This is a genomic window from Campylobacter lari subsp. concheus, from assembly GCF_008245025.1.
Taxonomy (GTDB): Bacteria; Campylobacterota; Campylobacteria; order Campylobacterales; family Campylobacteraceae; genus Campylobacter_D; species Campylobacter_D concheus.
The window spans coordinates 149,980-167,312 of record NZ_CP043426.1 but is presented as its reverse complement, the minus strand read 5'-3'; the positions used below and the strand labels follow the sequence as shown (position 1 = coordinate 167,312).

Annotated in this window: 22 protein-coding genes; 3 read left to right on the top strand and 19 right to left on the bottom strand. The window is 29.4% G+C overall.

The features are described 5' to 3' along the window. Window position 1 precedes the first annotated feature (1 nt). The 19 genes from atpG to CLCT_RS00865 form a co-directional block, all read right to left on the bottom strand. Window positions 2-886 (bottom strand): ATP synthase F1 subunit gamma, encoded by an 885-nt coding sequence (gene atpG / locus CLCT_RS00955; protein ID WP_149061980.1) that lies wholly within the window; start codon window positions 884-886, stop codon window positions 2-4. Window positions 887-895: 9 nt separating this feature from the next. Beyond that, the gene (atpA, locus tag CLCT_RS00950) at window positions 896-2,401 is read right to left on the bottom strand and encodes a F0F1 ATP synthase subunit alpha (protein ID WP_149061979.1); all 1,506 of its coding nucleotides are present in this window, start codon (window positions 2,399-2,401) and stop codon (window positions 896-898) included. Window positions 2,402-2,410: 9 nt separating this feature from the next. Continuing rightward, window positions 2,411-2,932: a F0F1 ATP synthase subunit delta gene (locus tag CLCT_RS00945; protein WP_039667922.1), complete on the bottom strand. Its 522-nt coding sequence runs from the start codon at window positions 2,930-2,932 to the stop codon at window positions 2,411-2,413. Beyond that, window positions 2,932-3,444 (bottom strand): F0F1 ATP synthase subunit B, encoded by a 513-nt coding sequence (locus CLCT_RS00940; RefSeq protein ID WP_039667921.1) that lies wholly within the window; start codon window positions 3,442-3,444, stop codon window positions 2,932-2,934. The genes CLCT_RS00945 and CLCT_RS00940 overlap by 1 nt, the downstream gene beginning before the upstream one ends. A gap of 9 nt (window positions 3,445-3,453) precedes the next feature. Further along, complete coding sequence (locus CLCT_RS00935; RefSeq protein ID WP_039667920.1) at window positions 3,454-3,879, bottom strand: FoF1 ATP synthase subunit B'; 426 nt, start codon at window positions 3,877-3,879, stop codon at window positions 3,454-3,456. 63 nt (window positions 3,880-3,942) lie between these two features. Further along, window positions 3,943-4,794, bottom strand: coding sequence for a ParB/RepB/Spo0J family partition protein (locus tag CLCT_RS00930; protein ID WP_039667919.1), 852 nt, complete (start codon window positions 4,792-4,794; stop codon window positions 3,943-3,945). Between the two features lie 3 nt (window positions 4,795-4,797). After that, window positions 4,798-5,580, bottom strand: a complete 783-nt coding sequence (locus tag CLCT_RS00925; protein ID WP_012660935.1) for a ParA family protein — start codon at window positions 5,578-5,580, stop codon at window positions 4,798-4,800. Beyond that, window positions 5,577-6,212, bottom strand: coding sequence for a biotin--[acetyl-CoA-carboxylase] ligase (locus CLCT_RS00920; RefSeq protein ID WP_039667918.1), 636 nt, complete (start codon window positions 6,210-6,212; stop codon window positions 5,577-5,579). Before CLCT_RS00920 ends, CLCT_RS00925 begins: the two co-directional genes overlap by 4 nt. Beyond that, a complete protein-coding gene (gene fmt / locus CLCT_RS00915) occupies window positions 6,193-7,104 on the bottom strand; it encodes a methionyl-tRNA formyltransferase (RefSeq protein ID WP_039667917.1) in 912 nt (303 codons plus the stop codon). The genes CLCT_RS00920 and fmt overlap by 20 nt, the downstream gene beginning before the upstream one ends. Continuing rightward, on the bottom strand, window positions 7,101-7,568 hold the full coding sequence (locus tag CLCT_RS00910; protein WP_149061978.1) for a DUF6194 family protein: 468 nt from the start codon (window positions 7,566-7,568) through the stop codon (window positions 7,101-7,103). Before CLCT_RS00910 ends, fmt begins: the two co-directional genes overlap by 4 nt. Further along, the gene (gene obgE, locus CLCT_RS00905) at window positions 7,568-8,611 is read right to left on the bottom strand and encodes a GTPase ObgE (protein WP_149061977.1); all 1,044 of its coding nucleotides are present in this window, start codon (window positions 8,609-8,611) and stop codon (window positions 7,568-7,570) included. Before obgE ends, CLCT_RS00910 begins: the two co-directional genes overlap by 1 nt. A 95-nt stretch (window positions 8,612-8,706) precedes the next feature. Next, window positions 8,707-8,961: a 50S ribosomal protein L27 gene (gene rpmA, locus CLCT_RS00900; RefSeq protein WP_002862355.1), complete on the bottom strand. Its 255-nt coding sequence runs from the start codon at window positions 8,959-8,961 to the stop codon at window positions 8,707-8,709. Window positions 8,962-8,971: 10 nt separating this feature from the next. Further along, window positions 8,972-9,280, bottom strand: coding sequence for a 50S ribosomal protein L21 (gene rplU, locus CLCT_RS00895; RefSeq protein WP_012660931.1), 309 nt, complete (start codon window positions 9,278-9,280; stop codon window positions 8,972-8,974). 124 nt (window positions 9,281-9,404) lie between these two features. After that, complete coding sequence (locus CLCT_RS00890; RefSeq protein ID WP_149061976.1) at window positions 9,405-10,562, bottom strand: hypothetical protein; 1,158 nt, start codon at window positions 10,560-10,562, stop codon at window positions 9,405-9,407. A gap of 9 nt (window positions 10,563-10,571) precedes the next feature. Beyond that, on the bottom strand, window positions 10,572-11,915 hold the full coding sequence (locus tag CLCT_RS00885) for a DUF6844 domain-containing protein (protein WP_149062766.1): 1,344 nt from the start codon (window positions 11,913-11,915) through the stop codon (window positions 10,572-10,574). Between the two features lie 24 nt (window positions 11,916-11,939). Next, window positions 11,940-12,569 carry an LpoB-related protein gene (locus CLCT_RS00880; protein WP_170230428.1) on the bottom strand — a complete coding sequence of 210 codons (630 nt, stop codon included), beginning with the start codon at window positions 12,567-12,569 and terminating at the stop codon, window positions 11,940-11,942. A 10-nt stretch (window positions 12,570-12,579) separates the two neighbouring features. Then, a complete protein-coding gene (locus CLCT_RS00875; protein WP_080755059.1) occupies window positions 12,580-12,909 on the bottom strand; it encodes a YcfL family putative periplasmic lipoprotein in 330 nt (109 codons plus the stop codon). Then, on the bottom strand, window positions 12,906-14,252 hold the full coding sequence (locus CLCT_RS00870) for a COG3014 family protein (protein WP_149061974.1): 1,347 nt from the start codon (window positions 14,250-14,252) through the stop codon (window positions 12,906-12,908). Before CLCT_RS00870 ends, CLCT_RS00875 begins: the two co-directional genes overlap by 4 nt. A gap of 92 nt (window positions 14,253-14,344) precedes the next feature. Then, the gene (locus tag CLCT_RS00865) at window positions 14,345-15,379 is read right to left on the bottom strand and encodes a cytochrome-c peroxidase (protein WP_149061973.1); all 1,035 of its coding nucleotides are present in this window, start codon (window positions 15,377-15,379) and stop codon (window positions 14,345-14,347) included. Window positions 15,380-15,578: 199 nt separating this feature from the next. Here CLCT_RS00865 and plsY point away from each other — a divergent pair, with 199 nt between their 5' ends. From plsY to hsrA, 3 genes are all read left to right on the top strand, one after another. Beyond that, a complete protein-coding gene (gene plsY / locus CLCT_RS00860; RefSeq protein WP_149061972.1) occupies window positions 15,579-16,190 on the top strand; it encodes a glycerol-3-phosphate 1-O-acyltransferase PlsY in 612 nt (203 codons plus the stop codon). Next, on the top strand, window positions 16,175-16,492 hold the full coding sequence (locus CLCT_RS00855; RefSeq protein ID WP_039667908.1) for a dihydroneopterin aldolase: 318 nt from the start codon (window positions 16,175-16,177) through the stop codon (window positions 16,490-16,492). Before plsY ends, CLCT_RS00855 begins: the two co-directional genes overlap by 16 nt. Before the next feature lie 77 nt (window positions 16,493-16,569). Further along, window positions 16,570-17,244: a homeostatic response regulator transcription factor HsrA gene (hsrA, locus tag CLCT_RS00850; RefSeq protein ID WP_039667907.1), complete on the top strand. Its 675-nt coding sequence runs from the start codon at window positions 16,570-16,572 to the stop codon at window positions 17,242-17,244. The last annotated feature ends 89 nt before the right edge of the window (window positions 17,245-17,333 follow it).

Below are 17,333 nucleotides of genomic sequence, written 5' to 3'. Positions count from 1 at the left end.
TTTATTTCATTGACTCAACACCGCTGATGATTTCTATCAGTTCGGTGGTAATAGATTCTTGTCTTGCTTTATTATAAGCTAGATTAAGTTGCTTAACTCTAGCTTTTGCATTATTGGTTGCATTATCCATGGCTTGCATTCTAGCACTATGTTCAGCTGCTAAAGAATCAACCAAAGAAAAATACATGTTATATTCAAAATAAGTTTTTAACAAATCATTTAAAATTTCTTCATCTTCTGGCTCTAAATCCATTAAAGATTCAGACTTTTCTTCTTCTTTACCAACAATAGCTTCTACTGGCAACAACTCATTAATACGAATTTCTTGAGAAATCATATTTTTATAACCATTATGAATGATTACAATTTTATCTGTCACGCCATTTACAAAATCATCAACAGCTTTTTGGATAATAGCACAAGCCTTATCATAATCTGGACTTGAACTTGTATCTAAATATTTTTCCAAAATTTCTATATTTTGAAAATTAAAATATTCTATACCTGTTTTACCAATAGCTCTTAATCTTACTTTGATTTTTTTTGTTTTGCAATCTTCAAGCATTTCATTTACGGCTTTAATGGTTTTAATATTAAATCCACCACACAAACCCTTATCGGCTGTGACAAAAATAATATCCATTTTTTCTATATTATCTTTTTTTCTGAAAAATGGAAGTTTGTCATCAAGCCCTTCGTATTGATTGATCTTGAATGCAATTTCTGATAAAACTTCATCGATTTTTTGAGCAAAAACCTTTGATTTTTTAGCTGCCTCTTCTGCTTTTCTTAATTTAGCAGTAGAGACAAGCTTCATCGCATTGGTTGTCTTTTGTGTATTGTGAACACTTTTTATTTTTCTTTTAATTTCTTTTAAATTAGACATTTAAAAACCTTATATATGGTTTGCTTTAAACTCACTCAATGCTTTAGCTAGTTTTTCTTCTAAATCTTTATCTAAAGCTTTTTTAGTTCTAATTTGCTCAAAAATTTCTGGATATTTAGCCTCAATAAATGGGTATAAAGCTGCTTCAAATTCTCCGATTTTCGAAACTGCAACATCATCTAAATAACCTTTAGTACCCGCAAAAATAATCACAACTTGATTTTCTGGTGAAAGTGGAGAATATGGAGGTTGCTTTAAAACTTCAACCATTCTTTGTCCACGCTCAAGTTGTTTTCTACTAGCTTCATCCAAATCACTTGCAAATTGTGCAAAAGCTTGCAATTCTCTATACTGAGCTAAATCAAGTCTTAATGTACCTGAAACTTGTTTTGTTGCTTTAATTTGTGCAGCACCACCAACACGAGATACAGATAAACCAACATTAATCGCAGGGCGAATACCTGAGTTAAATAAATCTGTTTCTAAGAAAATTTGACCATCTGTAATTGAAATAACATTGGTTGGAATATAAGCTGAAACATCCCCTGCTTGAGTTTCAATAATAGGAAGCGCAGTCAAGCTTCCCGCGCCAAGCTCATCGCTTAATTTACTTGCTCTTTCAAGCAATCTTGAATGCAGATAGAACACATCTCCTGGATAAGCCTCACGACCTGGAGGACGACGTAAAATCAAAGACATTTCACGATATGCAACAGCATGTTTACTTAAATCATCATAAACAATCAATGCATGTCTTGAATTATCTCTAAAATATTCACCCATAGTTACCCCAGTATATGGTGCAAGATACTGTAATGCAGCAGGATCTGATGCACCCGCATTCACCACTATAGTATAATCCATTGCACCATATTCTTCAAGCTTTTTAACTACTTGAGCTACAGTACTTTGTTTTTGACCAATTGCAACATAAATACAAATAACATCTTTACCTTTTTGACTAATAATTGTATCGATTGCCACAGTTGTTTTACCTGTTTGTCTATCACCAATGATTAATTCTCTTTGTCCTCTACCAATTGGAACTAGAGCATCAATCGCCTTAATACCTGTGTGCAATGGCTCATGAACGCTTTTTCTAGCCATAATACCTTTTGCTTTTTCTTCTACAAAACGATATTCGCTCGCTTCAATAACGCCTTTAGCATCAATTGGCTCACCTAAGGCATTTACAACACGTCCTATCAACGCATCTCCAACTGGAACTTTTAAAAGTTTTTTTAATCTTTTTACAGAACTTCCTTCTTTAAGTCCAAGTCCTTTACCTAAGATAACAATACCAACACTTGATTCTTCAAGGTTAAGAACCATTCCTTTTTCGCCATTTTCAAATTCAACCATCTCTCCAGCCATAGCATTTTTAAGGCCATATACCTTAGCAACACCATCGGCAACTGAAATAATTTTACCGGTTTCTTCTATTTCAAGATTAAAGTCAAATTTTTCAATTCTTTCTTTTATAATAGAACTAATTTCATCTGCTTTAAATTTCATCAAATCTCCTTAAATTGCTTTTAATATATATTCATTCATCTTAGCTTTTAAGCTTTGCATTGAAAATGAAATTTCATATCCAAGTCCATCTAAGCTAATTTTTACACTGTCATTATCACTTATTTTACTATCTAATCTAATTTTTGCATTAAATTTAAGACTAAGTTTTTCCTCTAAATTTTTAATTTCTTCTTCGCTTAATTTTTCTTTTGAATAAACTTGTCCTAAAAATGTATTTTCTTTTGATGCTTTTTGTTCACTTAATTCTTTAATGATTTCTGGAATTAACATTTCTCTTTTATTATCCACAATTAAATTTATAAAATTTTTAAAAGCATCACTTGGATTATCCAATAATGAAAGTATTAATTCTAGTTTTTTGTCTTGTTTTATTTCGTATGAATTTAAAATATCTATAAATTTATTAGATACAAAAGCTGAACTTAACTCTAACAAATTAGAATAAAAATTTTCAAAATCATTTCTTTCTAATATTGCCTTTGCATATGTTTTAGCAATTACTTTTTCCATCAAGACACCTTTTTCATCATGATATTTAAAATTTCTTTTTGTTGTAGCTGTAAATTTTGATCTTCAAAAATTTCTTCTAAAACTGCTTGTACAACTTCTTTTTCCATTTTTCTTATTTCATATTCTTTGTGCTCTTCGTAAGTTTTCTCTAGAACTTTAATTTCCATTTTTGTTTCATTCTCGATTTTTTCAGTAATAATTTCTGCTTCTTTTTTTGCAAGAGCAACTGCATTAACAGCTTCTTGTTTGGCTAAATCTAATTTTTTCATCATTTCTAATTTATGATTTTTACTTGCAATAAGTTTTTCTTGAATTTCATTCATTCTAGACGCAATCTTTGCAATTCTACCATTATAGAAATTTTTCAAAGGTGTTGCTATGAAATAATACAAAATAGCAGCAAATAAAACAAAATTAACCGCTCTTGGAATAATATCATACTCACCACTTCCATTACCTGCTGCAAAAGCATAAAAAGGAAGTATTGATAATAATGTAATTTTTTTTAACATTTATCTTCCTTAAATTTTACTCAAGCTATCTTTAAAGCTTTGTTTAAATTCTGGCATTTTTAAACGCATTTCTTCTTTTAACTCTTTTTCTTTCTCTTTTAGACTTTTAAGAAAAACAAGCATTTGATCTTCTAATTCTCTTTTTCTTGTTGATAATTCTTTTTCTTGTTTTAATTTAGCTTCTTCTATAGCTTTTGCTTTGATTTGACTGATTTCATCTCTTGTTTGGATATGAATTTTTTCCAACTCATTTTCCACATTTGAAACATCGTCGGAATTTTTTTTCATTTTTTCTTCATCATTTTTTATGGTTAAATCTCTAGAATCCATAAATTTAATCAAAGGTTTATAGAGCATAGAATTTAAAATCGCTATCATAAGCAAAAAAATGACACCGGTGGCTATCATGATGGAAAAATGTACATCATTAAACATTAATACTCCTAAATAAATCTAAATAGAACTCGAAATTATAGCAAAATATACCTAAAAACATATTTAATTTAACATCTTTAGAAATTCTCTAACCTCATCTTCGTTTTCAAAATTTATAGTAATTTTTAAATCTTTAGTATTTACTTTTAAACCTAAAGATTCAATTTTTTCTTTTAAATTTATTATAGATTGATATTGTTTATTTGAAGTTGTATTTTTTTCTAATTGATTTATATTTTTAAAATTTTTAATTAATTTTTCGGTATCTCTTACATTGAGTTTTTGCCCTATAATAGTATCAACTATCATTTTTTCTTCTTCTTTTTCAAGTCCCACTAAAACTTTTGCATGCCCTTGTGAAATTTTACCTTCTATAATGAGATTTTGTGTTTGCTCATTTAAATTTAAAAGTCTTAAGGTATTGGCAATTTGAGGTCTTGATTTATGGATAAGATCTGCTAATTTTTCTTGAGTGATATCATGAATTTCTAGCAATTCTTTGTAAGAATGTGCTAATTCTATAGGATTTAGATTCTCTCTTTGAATGTTTTCTATTAAAGCAAGCTCACGTAATTTTATATCATCTACATTTAAAACTACAACTTTAATCTGTTCTTTCTCTAAAAGCTTACATGCTCTAAATCTTCTCTCACCTGCTATTAAAATATAATTAAATTCATCTTTTTTAAAAACCACAACAGGCTGAATCAAACCATATTCTTTAATAGAACCTGCAAGTTCTTCTAAAGCTTGGATATCAAAATTTTTTCTTGGCTGATAAGGGTTTGGGCTAATTAAATCTATATCAATTTCTTCTATTCTACCTTCATTAGAACCTAATTCTTTTTCATAAGCTTCATCAATATCAGCCAAAATACTGCTTAAACCTCTTCCTAATGCACTTTTTTTTGCCATTTTTTATCCTAATATAGAATGTGCTAAATTTTGATATGCCACTGAACCTGGAGATTTTATATCATAAAGTATAATAGGTTTTCCATAGCTTGGACTTTCAGCAAGTTTTACATTTCTTGGTATGATGATGAAATCATCTTCATTATCACCTGTTCTAAATAGCTTTTGTTTGAAATTTTGCTTTAAATCCTCTACAGTATCTTTTGAAAGATTATTTTGTGAGCTATACATAGTCGGCAAAAAGCCTTTTATTTTTAGTTTTGGATTGATAGTTTTTTTCACAAATTTAATAGTGTTTAAAACCATCGCAACACCCTCAAGCGCATAAAACTCACATTGTATAGGGATAATAACACTATCACTTGCTGCAAAAGCATTTACTGTAATGCTTCCAAGCGCAGGAGGTGAGTCGATGATAATAAAATCATAATCTTTGGCAATTTCTTTGATTTTTTCCCTTAAAATCGTTCTATATTCTCCGCTTTCTTTTACTACTTCTTGCTCAATTCCAACCAAAGAAATATTTGATGGGGCTAAGTATAATTGTGGAAGCTCAGTTTTTAAAATAATTTCAGAAAGTTTTTTCCTACCTATAAAAACATGATAAATATTATATTCATAATTACTTCTATTAAAACCAAGTCCTGTTGTAGCATTAGCTTGTGGATCAATATCTATTAAAAGAACCTTTTTTTCAGCTACTGCCAAAGAAGCCGCTAGATTAATAGCGGTAGTAGTTTTACCCACTCCACCTTTTTGATTTGCAATAGTTATTATCTCACTCATCTTAAACTATATATCCTTTTATTATCTAACAATATAGAACCATCTTTATACAACAAAGCATCTTTTAAAGATAAAATCTTACCTTCATTATGTATAAAAAAATTTCTTGATTTTTCAAATTCTAGCATATACTTGCTAAAAATATTCTTCCATAAAATTTTCTCATCTACATAAGAAAAATACTCATTTAAAAGTTTTGCTATATCTACTTCTATGTCTAAAATTTCAGCATTAAATGGAGCATATTTAAGATTAATCCCCATTCCTACAACCAAAAAATCATTGATTTTAGAACTCATCAGGCCACCTATTTTTTTATCTTCTATGTAAAAATCATTAGGCCATTTAATCCACACTTTCGAATTTTTTCTTTGTAATACTTCTTTCATTAAAAATGCAAAGTATATACTAGCAGAAGCCAAAGGAAGATCTTGCGTTAATTCTTGAGTTTTTATGCAAAAAGATACATGCAAATTTCCTTGCTTACTTTGCCAAGTATTATCCCTACTACCTATACCAGCACTTTGTATAAAAGCGCAAATGGCTGTATTGTTAGTAATTTCTCCGCTGCGAATTTTATCACTTAAATAAACTTGAGTTGATTCAAGTTCATCAAAATAAACTATCTCCAAGTTTTAACCTTTTTCCATTCAAATAAGTCTTAGCATCTAAAGCTTTTTTTCCACTTTCTTGTAAAGTTTTAATCCTTAAAATACCTTTTGTACATGAAAGCAAAAAACCTTCCTTTTCTACTTGTAAAATCACACCTGATTTTTGAGTTTTTTCACCATCGATTAATTCTATATCTAAAAATTTCATACCATTTTCTAAAAAAATTCCAGGCCAAGGTGTAAAAGCTAAAAATTTTTGATAAATTTCATTTGCATTATCCAAATTAATCAACCCATTTTCTTTTTTGATTTTTTTACAATGTGTAACTAAACTTTCATCTTGTTTTTTTGGGATAATTTTTTCAAAATTCAAAAGTGTAGAAATAGTAAGTTTGGCTGCTAAATTTGAAAGCATGGTAAAAACTTCTGTTGAATTTTTACCTTCTATATCACATTCTATGTTTTCTAAAATAGCACCACTATCAAGCCCTTCTTCCATAAGCATAGTACAAACCCCACTTATTTTATCCCCATTTAAAATAGCGCTTTGTATAGGTGAAGCACCACGATATTTAGGAAGCAAGGAAGCGTGCAAATTGATACAGGGAGCAATATCTAAAATTTCTTTTGGTAAAATCTTCCCATAAGCAGCAACAACTATAAAATCAGGTTTTAAGCTTTTTATTCCATTGATTATATTTTCATCTTTTAAGCTTTTTGGAGTGAAAATTTCTATATTTAAATTATTTTCTAAAACAAATTTTTTAGTATCACTTGGAGTTAAAATTTGCTTTCTTCCCACAGGTTTATCAGGTTGAGTAAATAAGGCTTGGACATTAAATCCTTTATCGACAAGCTCTTTTAAAATACAAGTTGCATAAGATGGAGTTCCCATAAAAATGATATTTTTCATAATACCACTATCCTTTTTTGATAAGTTTTTATAGCTTTTTGATATGAAAGCTCAAGATGATCTTTGAAAATTTCAAAATTTTTTCTAGAAGGGTTGTTGATACAAATATATCCCATATAAGCATAAATTGAATGAGACATGATAAAATCAAGCATAGAAAAATCATAATTTAAACTATCAACCTTACCCTTTAAAGCTTTTTTAGGTTTTTGTCCAAAAAGATTTTGGTAATCTTGGTCACAAAGAGAGCAACTTAGACGAAACACACCCTCTCTATTTAAATTTGAAGCTTGATCATTTATGCCATCATTTTCTTTAATAGTACAAAAATAAACTCCGTTTTTTAAAACCCTATCAAGATTATAAAAAAAGCTATGTTCTTGATAGGTAAATTTATACACCAAACCTTTAAAATGAGACTTGATATATTCTTGGATAAAATCTATAGTTAAATTTTCACTCATCAAAGGCTATTTTGATTTCTAATTTTTTTAACTTCTTCTAAAAGCATAAATTTAAGCTCTTTTAAACCTGTTTTTTCAAGGCTTGAAACCTTGATGAAAAAACTTTGTGGATTATTTTGACTTTGTAAATAAGCTTTTAGTTCATTATAATCATCTTCTATTTTTTTTGCAAATTCCTCACCCAAATTTACACTATCGCTTTTTGAAAGCATTAAGCCAAAATTTCTTACATAAAGTTTGCTTGAAAATTTTTCCAATTCTTTTCTTAAAATGCAAAATTGTTCTTTTAAACTCATATCTCTTAATGGATCAAGTACAAAAAGTAAAAAAGAAGTTCTTTCTATGTGTCTTAAAAACTCAAGCCCCAAACCCCTACCATCGCTTGCACCTTCTATAATACCTGGGATATCTGCCATTACAAAAGAATTATAATCATCTACTTCAACCATACCAAGTTTTGGAGTTAAAGTAGTAAATTCATAATTAGCTATTTCAGGTCTTGCATTAGACACTACGCTTATAAGAGTGGATTTTCCTACATTTGGAAAGCCTACAAGCCCAACATCTGCTATGAGTTTTAATTCTAAGCGTACACTTAAGGTTTTTCCTACCACGCCTGGTTGAGCATAATCTGGACGCTGATTAGTAGAGTTTTTAAAATGAGTATTACCAAGACCGCCTTTACCACCTTTTAAAAAGAGTTCTTTTTGGCCTTCTACTAGCATATCAAGTAAAACTTCCCCACTTTGTGCATCAATTACCTGAGTACCTTGAGGAACTATTAATTCTAAGTTCTCTCCTCTTTTGCCATTTTTGTTACGACCCAAACCCGGTTGACCATTTTGTGCTTTAAGTTCTTTTTTGCCTTTAAAGTGTGCTAGGGTATGAGTATTATTATCACATATAAAATACACATCACCACCATTTCCGCCATCACCACCATCAGGTCCACCAAACGGAACATGTTTTTCACGGCGAAAACTCACAGCACCTTTACCACCATTACCTGAACTTAAAACTAATTTTACATTATCTATAAACATACAATCACCAAAGTATAAATTTTTAAAATGATATTATATTTTTTTTAATATATTAAGATTAAAAAGAAGAAAAAGGCTACAAAGTAGCCTTAAAATTATGCAGGATAAACAGAAACTTTTTTTCTATTTTTATCTTTTCTTTCAAATTTTACAAAACCATCAATTAAAGCAAAAATTGTATGATCTTTTCCCATGCCTACGTTATTACCTGCATGAGTTGCTGTTCCTCTTTGGCGAATGATGATGTTACCAGCACGAACAAATTCTCCACCAAATTTTTTAACACCTAGACGACGACCTATAGAATCACGATTATTCTGAGTTGAACCTTGACCTTTCTTGTGTGCCATTCTTTACTCCTTAAGCTTTAATATCTACTACTCTAACGCGAGTAAATTGTCTTCTAAAACCGCGTTTTAATTTTGAGTCTTTTCTACGTCTTTTTTTATAAATCACAACTTTTTTGTCTTTTCCATGAGCAATCACTTCTAAAACAACTTTTGCACCCGCAACAAACGGCGCACCTACCTTTAATTCTTTATCACATACAGCAAGAACTTCACTTACTTCTACGCTTGATTTTACTTCAGCTTCAAAACGATCTAGTTTAAGCTCATCACCTTGGCTTACTCTGTATTGCTTTCCACTGTGTTTTATAATAGCATACATACAGCTATCCTTTCTTAAAATATTTTGGTAGCACCATAAAGCATTATGTATAAAACATAAATTTAAAAAGCTTTAGTGGTTAAAACTTGAGATTATACTCAAAATAATTTTAAATTTAGGTTAATTACCAACCTAAATTTACTGTACCATTTGGATTTACACTATGTTGTTTTTCCACACCTATATTAACATCATCTAAAGGCCTACAGATATCATCTTTTTTAACACTTCCTTCAAGAATTTTAGCATATGAAAGTTTTGGTGTTGAGCGGGTAATTTGAACCTTTCCACTTTTTGTTTCTATTCTTGCTGTATTTTCTTTAGTATAAGCATCTTTTACCACTTCACCCAGAGAATAACACTCATAAATTTCATCACTATCCAAAGTCTGTGAAAATACTACTTCATTATTGCTAACCTGTACAATTTTCAAAGGATAAATAGCATTTAAAATATCATCTGAAATTTTCTTTGCAATTTTTTCACTTAACTTTTCATTAGCCACCAAAGAATCACCTTTAACAGAGGCTGACATGGTTAAAGTATTTGAAAATTTAATTTGTCTGGTGGCAAATAAAAGCACACGATAATCCAGCACAACATCTATTTTATTTTTATTTCCTTTAGTTTTAAGATCTACTCCACCTACATGAAATAACAAAATATAATCAGTAGCTAAAACATTGTTAAGTTTGTAAATTTCATCTTTATGTGTATTAGATGAATTTATCAAAGATTTCTCCATTTCATAATAACCTTTAGAATCTCTATCTAAAACATTAAATTTCCTACTTTGAATCAAATCTGTGATAATTTTTTGCTGTAAAATATTTCCAAGTTCTTGGTATTTAGAAGAGGTATTAAATACCGTAATACTTCTTCTACCATCTGGCTTATAACCTGGTATTTGATATTTTTTATGAGTAATAGTTTTAAAAATGGTTACATTTGCTATGTATTTGTCGTTTTCTTGAACCACACTATCAATTTCATATGCATCAACTCTGCCTTTTGTAGCTTTTATAATTTGCTCTTTATAGCTATCTTCTATATTAGTCTTTTTGTTATTTGAATTTACCCCGACAAAAGACTGCTTGGTTGAGTCGATATTAATACCATTTAATTTGCCAATAGCTTCTATTATGGCATTATTTATTGCCTCTTCTCTGCTAGCTCCTATACCCTCGCCCATACTTGAATTGGTAGTGCTTGTGGTAATTATTTTGGCATATAAACCCAAATGAAAACATAAAATCAAAATACAAATTTGTAATATCTTCATAAATTTTTCCTAAAAATCATCTATGTCATTTACAACATTAGAACTTCTTTGTATGTTAGAAGACTTTTTAGGTTCAGTTTTTGAGGCACTGGTGTTTGAATTTGATTTTAAAGCTTCGTTAATATTTGCCACATTATCATAAGAATAAAATCTTACAACACCTACATGTTCTATACCATTTTCGCTTGTATAGTTCCATCTTTTAAGTGTTCCTATGCCTTTGATTTTTCCACTAGCACTTGCTTTTATTTTTGTATTGATTTTTTCTACAATATTTGTAAAATTTTGAATTTGTTCTTGAGTAGTGTTGTTATTGATATTTAAGCTTTGTTTGATGATTTCTTCATAACTTTCACCTGTAGTTTTTTCATCTTTTAAACTTAAATTTGTATTAATAAATTCAATTATAGCTGCATCAGCCATAGTTGAAGCTGTATCTTTAGCCCTATCTTCTAATATATTTGTCTTCTTGGCATTATTTGTATCAGCAATATAACCCCAATTTCCATAGCTTAAAATAACTGGTGAACCTTTTTCATCATAAACTAAGCGAATACCATATTCATTAAGAAAGCCTTTAGTGTCTTTTGGTAAATACTCGTTGATATTTTTTCCTTTACCTTTAATGTTGCTTTGGCGTGCTAAAGACATATCTTTAGCAAGTTGACGAGTTTTTTTAGAAACAACTGCAATTACACCAATATCATATTGCCCTCTTCTTTGCGTAACTATAGTTTGTACAGGAATTAAACCACTCATTGAACCAACTGCACTAGTAATTGTTTTATTAAGAAACTCTTCTTTTAATAAAGTCTTTTTTCTTTCCTCTGTTAAACCTTCTACATTAATACCCAAGTCCCTCAAAGCTTTATCTAATTTTGCACCGCTTAATTGAACCAGTTTATCAAAAATTTGTCCTACAACACTTCCTTTTGGTAGTTCTTCAAATTCTTTTGCATTAGTAGAATTATCAGCTTCGTAATTTTGAATTTTACTCACTGCCATTCTTCCAAAGGCATCTTCAATAAAATCAGACTGCAAATTAAGCATAGCTTTTTGGTAAGCATTTTGCAAAGCTTGAGCAAATTGAGGATCGCTATCGCTTAGCGCAACTACACTTCTACCCGTATAAAAGGTTTTTCCATCTTTTGTAATACCATATTTTATGCCAAAATTATCTGCAAATTCTTCAAAAAAATCGTCTAAAGATTTTGGAGTAATATCTTTAGAGCTAGCATCTGACATTTCATTTTGAATTTTAATATCTTCTTGAGTAATTTCAACCTGTGGAGTTGCTTGAGCATAAAGAAAACTCGCTACCAACAATGATCCAATAGCAAATCTTTTTTTTATCATATCTTTCCTTATTGTTTTATATTACCAGCTTACAGTTTTACTAGATCCTAGTTTATTAATTCTATTAGTTTTTTGCCATACTACTAAACCGCTGCCCTTTTCAGCTAATTTCATAACAAAAAAGTATTCAACTTGGGTTTTACCATTACTTAATTTTATATTTTGCTGACCAATTCTTCCCTGCAAAGTCAAAGAAGCACTAATTTGCGTATGATTTTTAGATACTGTGGCTTTATCATATCTATCATCATCTTTATCACTCATTACATCATCCATATTATTTTGAGTAGCACTATCATTGCCCTGAGTAGCTGAAGCTGCAAATTTACCTGAATTTATAAGTTCTTCTACCATCAAATCAGTCAAATTTCTAGTATCTATTCTTAAAGCTGTATCATTTATCACATCATAAACTGCCACAATAGCCTTACCTGAATTTCCTATTTTATTCACAACATAACTTGAATTAAACAAACTATTTAACATCTCTTTAGCTGTATTGTCAAAATCTTCACCAGTTAAAGCCATGCTTAAAGAATCGCCTTGTTTTACTTTTGCTGCAGTTCCATCTACATAAGTAGGTTGTTGCATACACGCACTAAATAAAACACCTATAGCCATTACGCTTGTTAAAATTTTAATTTTTTTCATCATCCATCCTTTATTTGATATATATTTTATATTTTTTAGCCTGCTTATTACTAGCTATATTTTGTATAATATACTCTTGTTTAGCTAACAATCTTATGTTTTTATAGTTTTTATCAATAGTATTTTTTATAACAAACCCATCCTTATCAAACCATTCTATTTTATAAGAAAGTTTTTTATCAACAGAACTATAAAAAATAATCTGCACTTCTAATAATCCTGCATTATTTATTCTTTCTTTTACACTTTTTACATTTGTATGTTTAAAGTTTGCATCAAAAGTATCTTGTGAAACCAATAACATACAATTTAATAACAATAAAAAAATTATCTTTTTCATTTTTCTATAATATTTATACTTGGAGCAATACTAGGCGCAAAAGAACGAACTATAACCAATACATTTTTCTTTGGATTAATCTGTCTTTCAAATAACACATCATCGCTTGGAGTTTTTATAATAATTTTACCTGTATTTTTAATCATAACAACTCCTATACTTTGTGGCAATCCTCTCCAAGATCTAACATCAGCTTGAGTTGTTGCTGCATTCATAATACCACTAGCAAGACTTAAAAAACCTCCTGTTGAATCATTATTAGCTACTGCTGCATTGATAGTAGTTTTTAAGATAGCTGAAACTATTGCTTTTGTAACTATTGATGGTTGCTCGAACTTAAACTCGCTTGCTACAACATTATCTAAATCAACTAATTTTGTAGTATTAGTATCATTTACACTTAAATACTCAAAAGACTGACTTCTTTTTTTTAGCTTAGGTAGAGCAATAGAAGTTGTCGTAAGAGTGTCATTTAAAATCAAAGGCAGAGTTAATTTAAACTCATCCTTTATCACACCAAAACCATTCTCATAAACAATAAAAACATATTTATTTTTTGATTTAGCATTGCTAATTGCTTTCCACTCTTTATTAATTTCTTTATTTTTTGGATTTAAAATTTTTATTTCTTTAAATAAATCTTTAGCTAAAGTATAATCTTTACTCATATAATAAAAAATCGAAGCTAAGTAAGTTGCATAAGGATTAGTAAAATTTTTACTTGTTGAAAATTCTTCAAACAAAGCTTCATATTGAGCATTTATTTGTTTTGTTGATTCACTAAAATTTTTATTAAAATTTGGATCTTCTTTTTTGGCTTTTTCTAATTCTGCTTTATTTTTAGCAATTTGGGCTTTAAAATAATCTTTCGCTCTATCTTGACGCAATAAAGCTCTTTTAAACTCCACTCTTGCGTTATTATAATCGCCCTCGCTCATAAAATTTAAACCCTTATACATATTTACCATTATTCTTTCATATAAAGAACCATCATAGTCTAATATAGAATCATTTATTAATGTAGCTACAGTTGTTTTAGTAATTTTTTGGGCACCACTTCTTAAATCCACATCAACTTGATAAGATTCCTCAACCTTATCAAAAAATTCATTACTAAGATTAAAATCTCCACAATTTTTTGCAATTAAACCTGCATTTAATCCTACATATACTGGATCATCTTTTTTATCTACCTTAGTCATTTCTTGAGTAAAAAATTCATCAGAGCATATCTTTTGAGTTAACTTTTGTTCTAATTCATTGTTCATTTTTGCATGATTAGCACACGCACTAAATAAAATAGCTGTTAATACAATTATACTAAATAAAATTTTATTTTTCATAGTTAATTCCTAATTAAAAATTAAGAATGCATTATATATAAAAAATAAACAAAAAACAACATTCCCCAAAAAATATCTTTGGGGAAATTTTATCAAAGCTCTGGCTTTGGAGTTTTTTCAGTAGCTTTTGGAAGTTGAGGATAAGTAATGCTTGGTTTTTTACCTGTTAAAGCATGCAAGAAAGTTTCTATAGAAGCTGCTTCTTTGTCAGAAATTTCTATACCAAGTTGCACACTACCCATTTCTTTAATCGCATCTTGTAAAGTCCAAATAGCACCATTGTGGAAGTATGGAGCTGTTTCGGCAATATTTCTTAAAGTTGGAGTTTTAACTAAACCATTTGCATCACCTTTAAAATCACCTACATTTGCAAATTTATATTTAGCTGCCACTTGGAAAGCTTGCATGCTACCACCTAGATTTACTCCCGTATGACAAGCTGTACAGCCTTTATCGATGAAAGTTTTTAAACCTTCTTTTTCTTTTTTACTTAAAGCTTTTGTATCGCCTTCTAAGAATTTATCAAATTTAGATGGAGTTAAAAGTGTTCTTTCAAATGTAGCAATAGCATCTGCTATATTATCAAAAGTTACTCCATCACTACCATATATTTTTTTAAATTCTTTAACATATTCTGGCATAGAAGAAATTTTTTCTACTGCTAATTTTGCCGGTGTTGCCATTTCAGGTTCTGCCTCGATTGGTCCTTTTGCTTGATCTGCTAAAGTACCTGCTCTACCATCCCAAAATTGAGTTGAATTTAAAACAGAGTTATAAACTGTTGGTGAATTTAAATGATGAGGATTAGCAGTCCATTTGTGTCCTACAGCAGCTGCTATACCATCGGCACCACCCATGCCTAAGTTATGACAGGTATTACAAGAAATCAAACCACTTTTAGAAAGTCTTGGTTCAAAATATAACTTTTTACCAAGATTAGCTTTTTCTTTAGAAAACTTGCTAGCTTTAACACCCATTTCTTTTAATAGTTTTTCAACACCTGCTTGATCCTTTGGCAAAGGTGCTAAACCTGCTGCTTTTGCTTCATCAAGTAAAGCTTTATCGTTAGCAAAAGCAGTTGATGCAACTAATAATGATGATGCAACTAATAATGAAATTTTTTTCATTATTCACTCCTAAATAAGATAAAATAAAGCCTATTTAAAATAAACTTATTGAAAATATATCTATAATTTTCTTTAAATAAAATAAAAAATTCTATTTAACAATAAAAATTATTATAGGATAAAATATCTCTTAAATATTTATTTCAGAGTTTTTTGCTATCATTATTATAAATCTTTATAGAATCAGGATAGAAAGTAAATGGAAAATTTAATAATTTATCTTTTAGCTTATCTTATAGGTGCTATACCTTTTGGTCTTTTACTGGCTCAAATTTTTGCCAAAACAAATATTAAAAATGCAGGTAGCAAAAGCATAGGCGCTACCAATGTTTTAAGGGTAGTAAAAGAAAGTGATCCTAAACTTGCCAAAACACTTGCTGTTGCAACAATTGTCTTAGATGCACTTAAAGGAATTATGCCTATATTAGTAGCAAAAAATTTAGGCTATGATGAAAATATCTTATGGACTATGGCTGTTTTAGCAGTATTTGGTCATTGTTTTTCTCCTTATTTAAAATTTGAAGGTGGTAAAGGAGTAGCTACTGGAGCTGGGGTTTTAGCGGTATTTTTACCTTTTGAGATTATATGTGCACTTTTGACTTGGTTTATTATAGGTAGGATATTTAAAATTTCGAGTTTAGCCTCACTTGGAGCTTTAATTATTTTAATTGCAACTTCTTTTATATTTCATTATGATATGCCTGTGATTAATACCCATGCGCCGATATTTATCATCGCCTTTATAGTAGTTTATAAACACATACCAAATATTTTAAGGCTTATTGGAAAACAAGAATGCAAAGTCATATAAAAGTTAGCTTAGAATTTAAATGCATTATAGGACTTTTAGATTTTGAAAGAATTCAAGAACAAAAAGTCCTAATAGAATTAGAAGCTAAAAGCAAGAAATTTTTAGATTATGCAAAATTATGTGCTAGAATAGAAAAAATCTATAAAAAGAAAAAATTTAAGACTATAGAAAAATCTTTAAAATATATATGCAAAGATATCAAAAAGCACCATAAAAAACTTCAATTTATAAATATTACTTGCTATAAGCCCGATATCATTAAAAATGCGTGCGTTGGAGCTAGTTTAAGCAAAAAATATTAAAAATTTTTTAAAGAATTTTGAACATTTGCTTAATTTGTGTTATACTTTTGCACTAAAACTATCTTCAAAGGAATAAAATGCGTATTTTAGTTGTAGAAGATGAAGCATCGCTTAATAAAACTTTATCAAATACTTTAAATGAGTTTGGCTACCAAAGCGACACTTCAGAAAATTTTAAAGACGCTGAGTATTTTATAGGTATTAGACATTATGATTTAGTATTATCAAATTGGACCATAGGTAATAATGATGCAAGCGATTTGATCAATGCTATCAAACAAAAATCTCCAAGAACTGCTATAGTAACAATGTGCACAAAAGCAGATAAAGAAAATGAAATCAAAGCTTTAAAAGCTGGAGCGGATGATTATATAAAAAAACCTTTGGATTTTGAAATTTTAATGGCAAGAATCGAAGCTAGACTTAGATTTGGCGGGACAAATGTGATTAAGATTGATGATTTAGTGATTGATCCTGATGAAGAAAAAATCACTTATCAAGGAAAAGACATAGAATTAAAAGGAAAACCTTTTGAAGTTTTAACTCACCTTGCTAGACACTCTGATCAGATCGTATCAAAAGAACAACTTTTAGATGCTATTTGGGAAGAACCTGAGCTTGTAACTCCAAATGTTATAGAAGTTGCAATCAATCAAATAAGACAAAAAATGGATAAACCTCTTAATATTTCCACTATAGAAACTGTGCGCCGCAGAGGATATCGCTTTTGTTTTCCTAAAAAAACTAACTAAAAATTTTTAGAATGATTTGATCATTCTAAAAATTAAATATTTTTATCTCTTTTTAAATTAGCTATAAGTTTTTATATAGTATAAGTTTG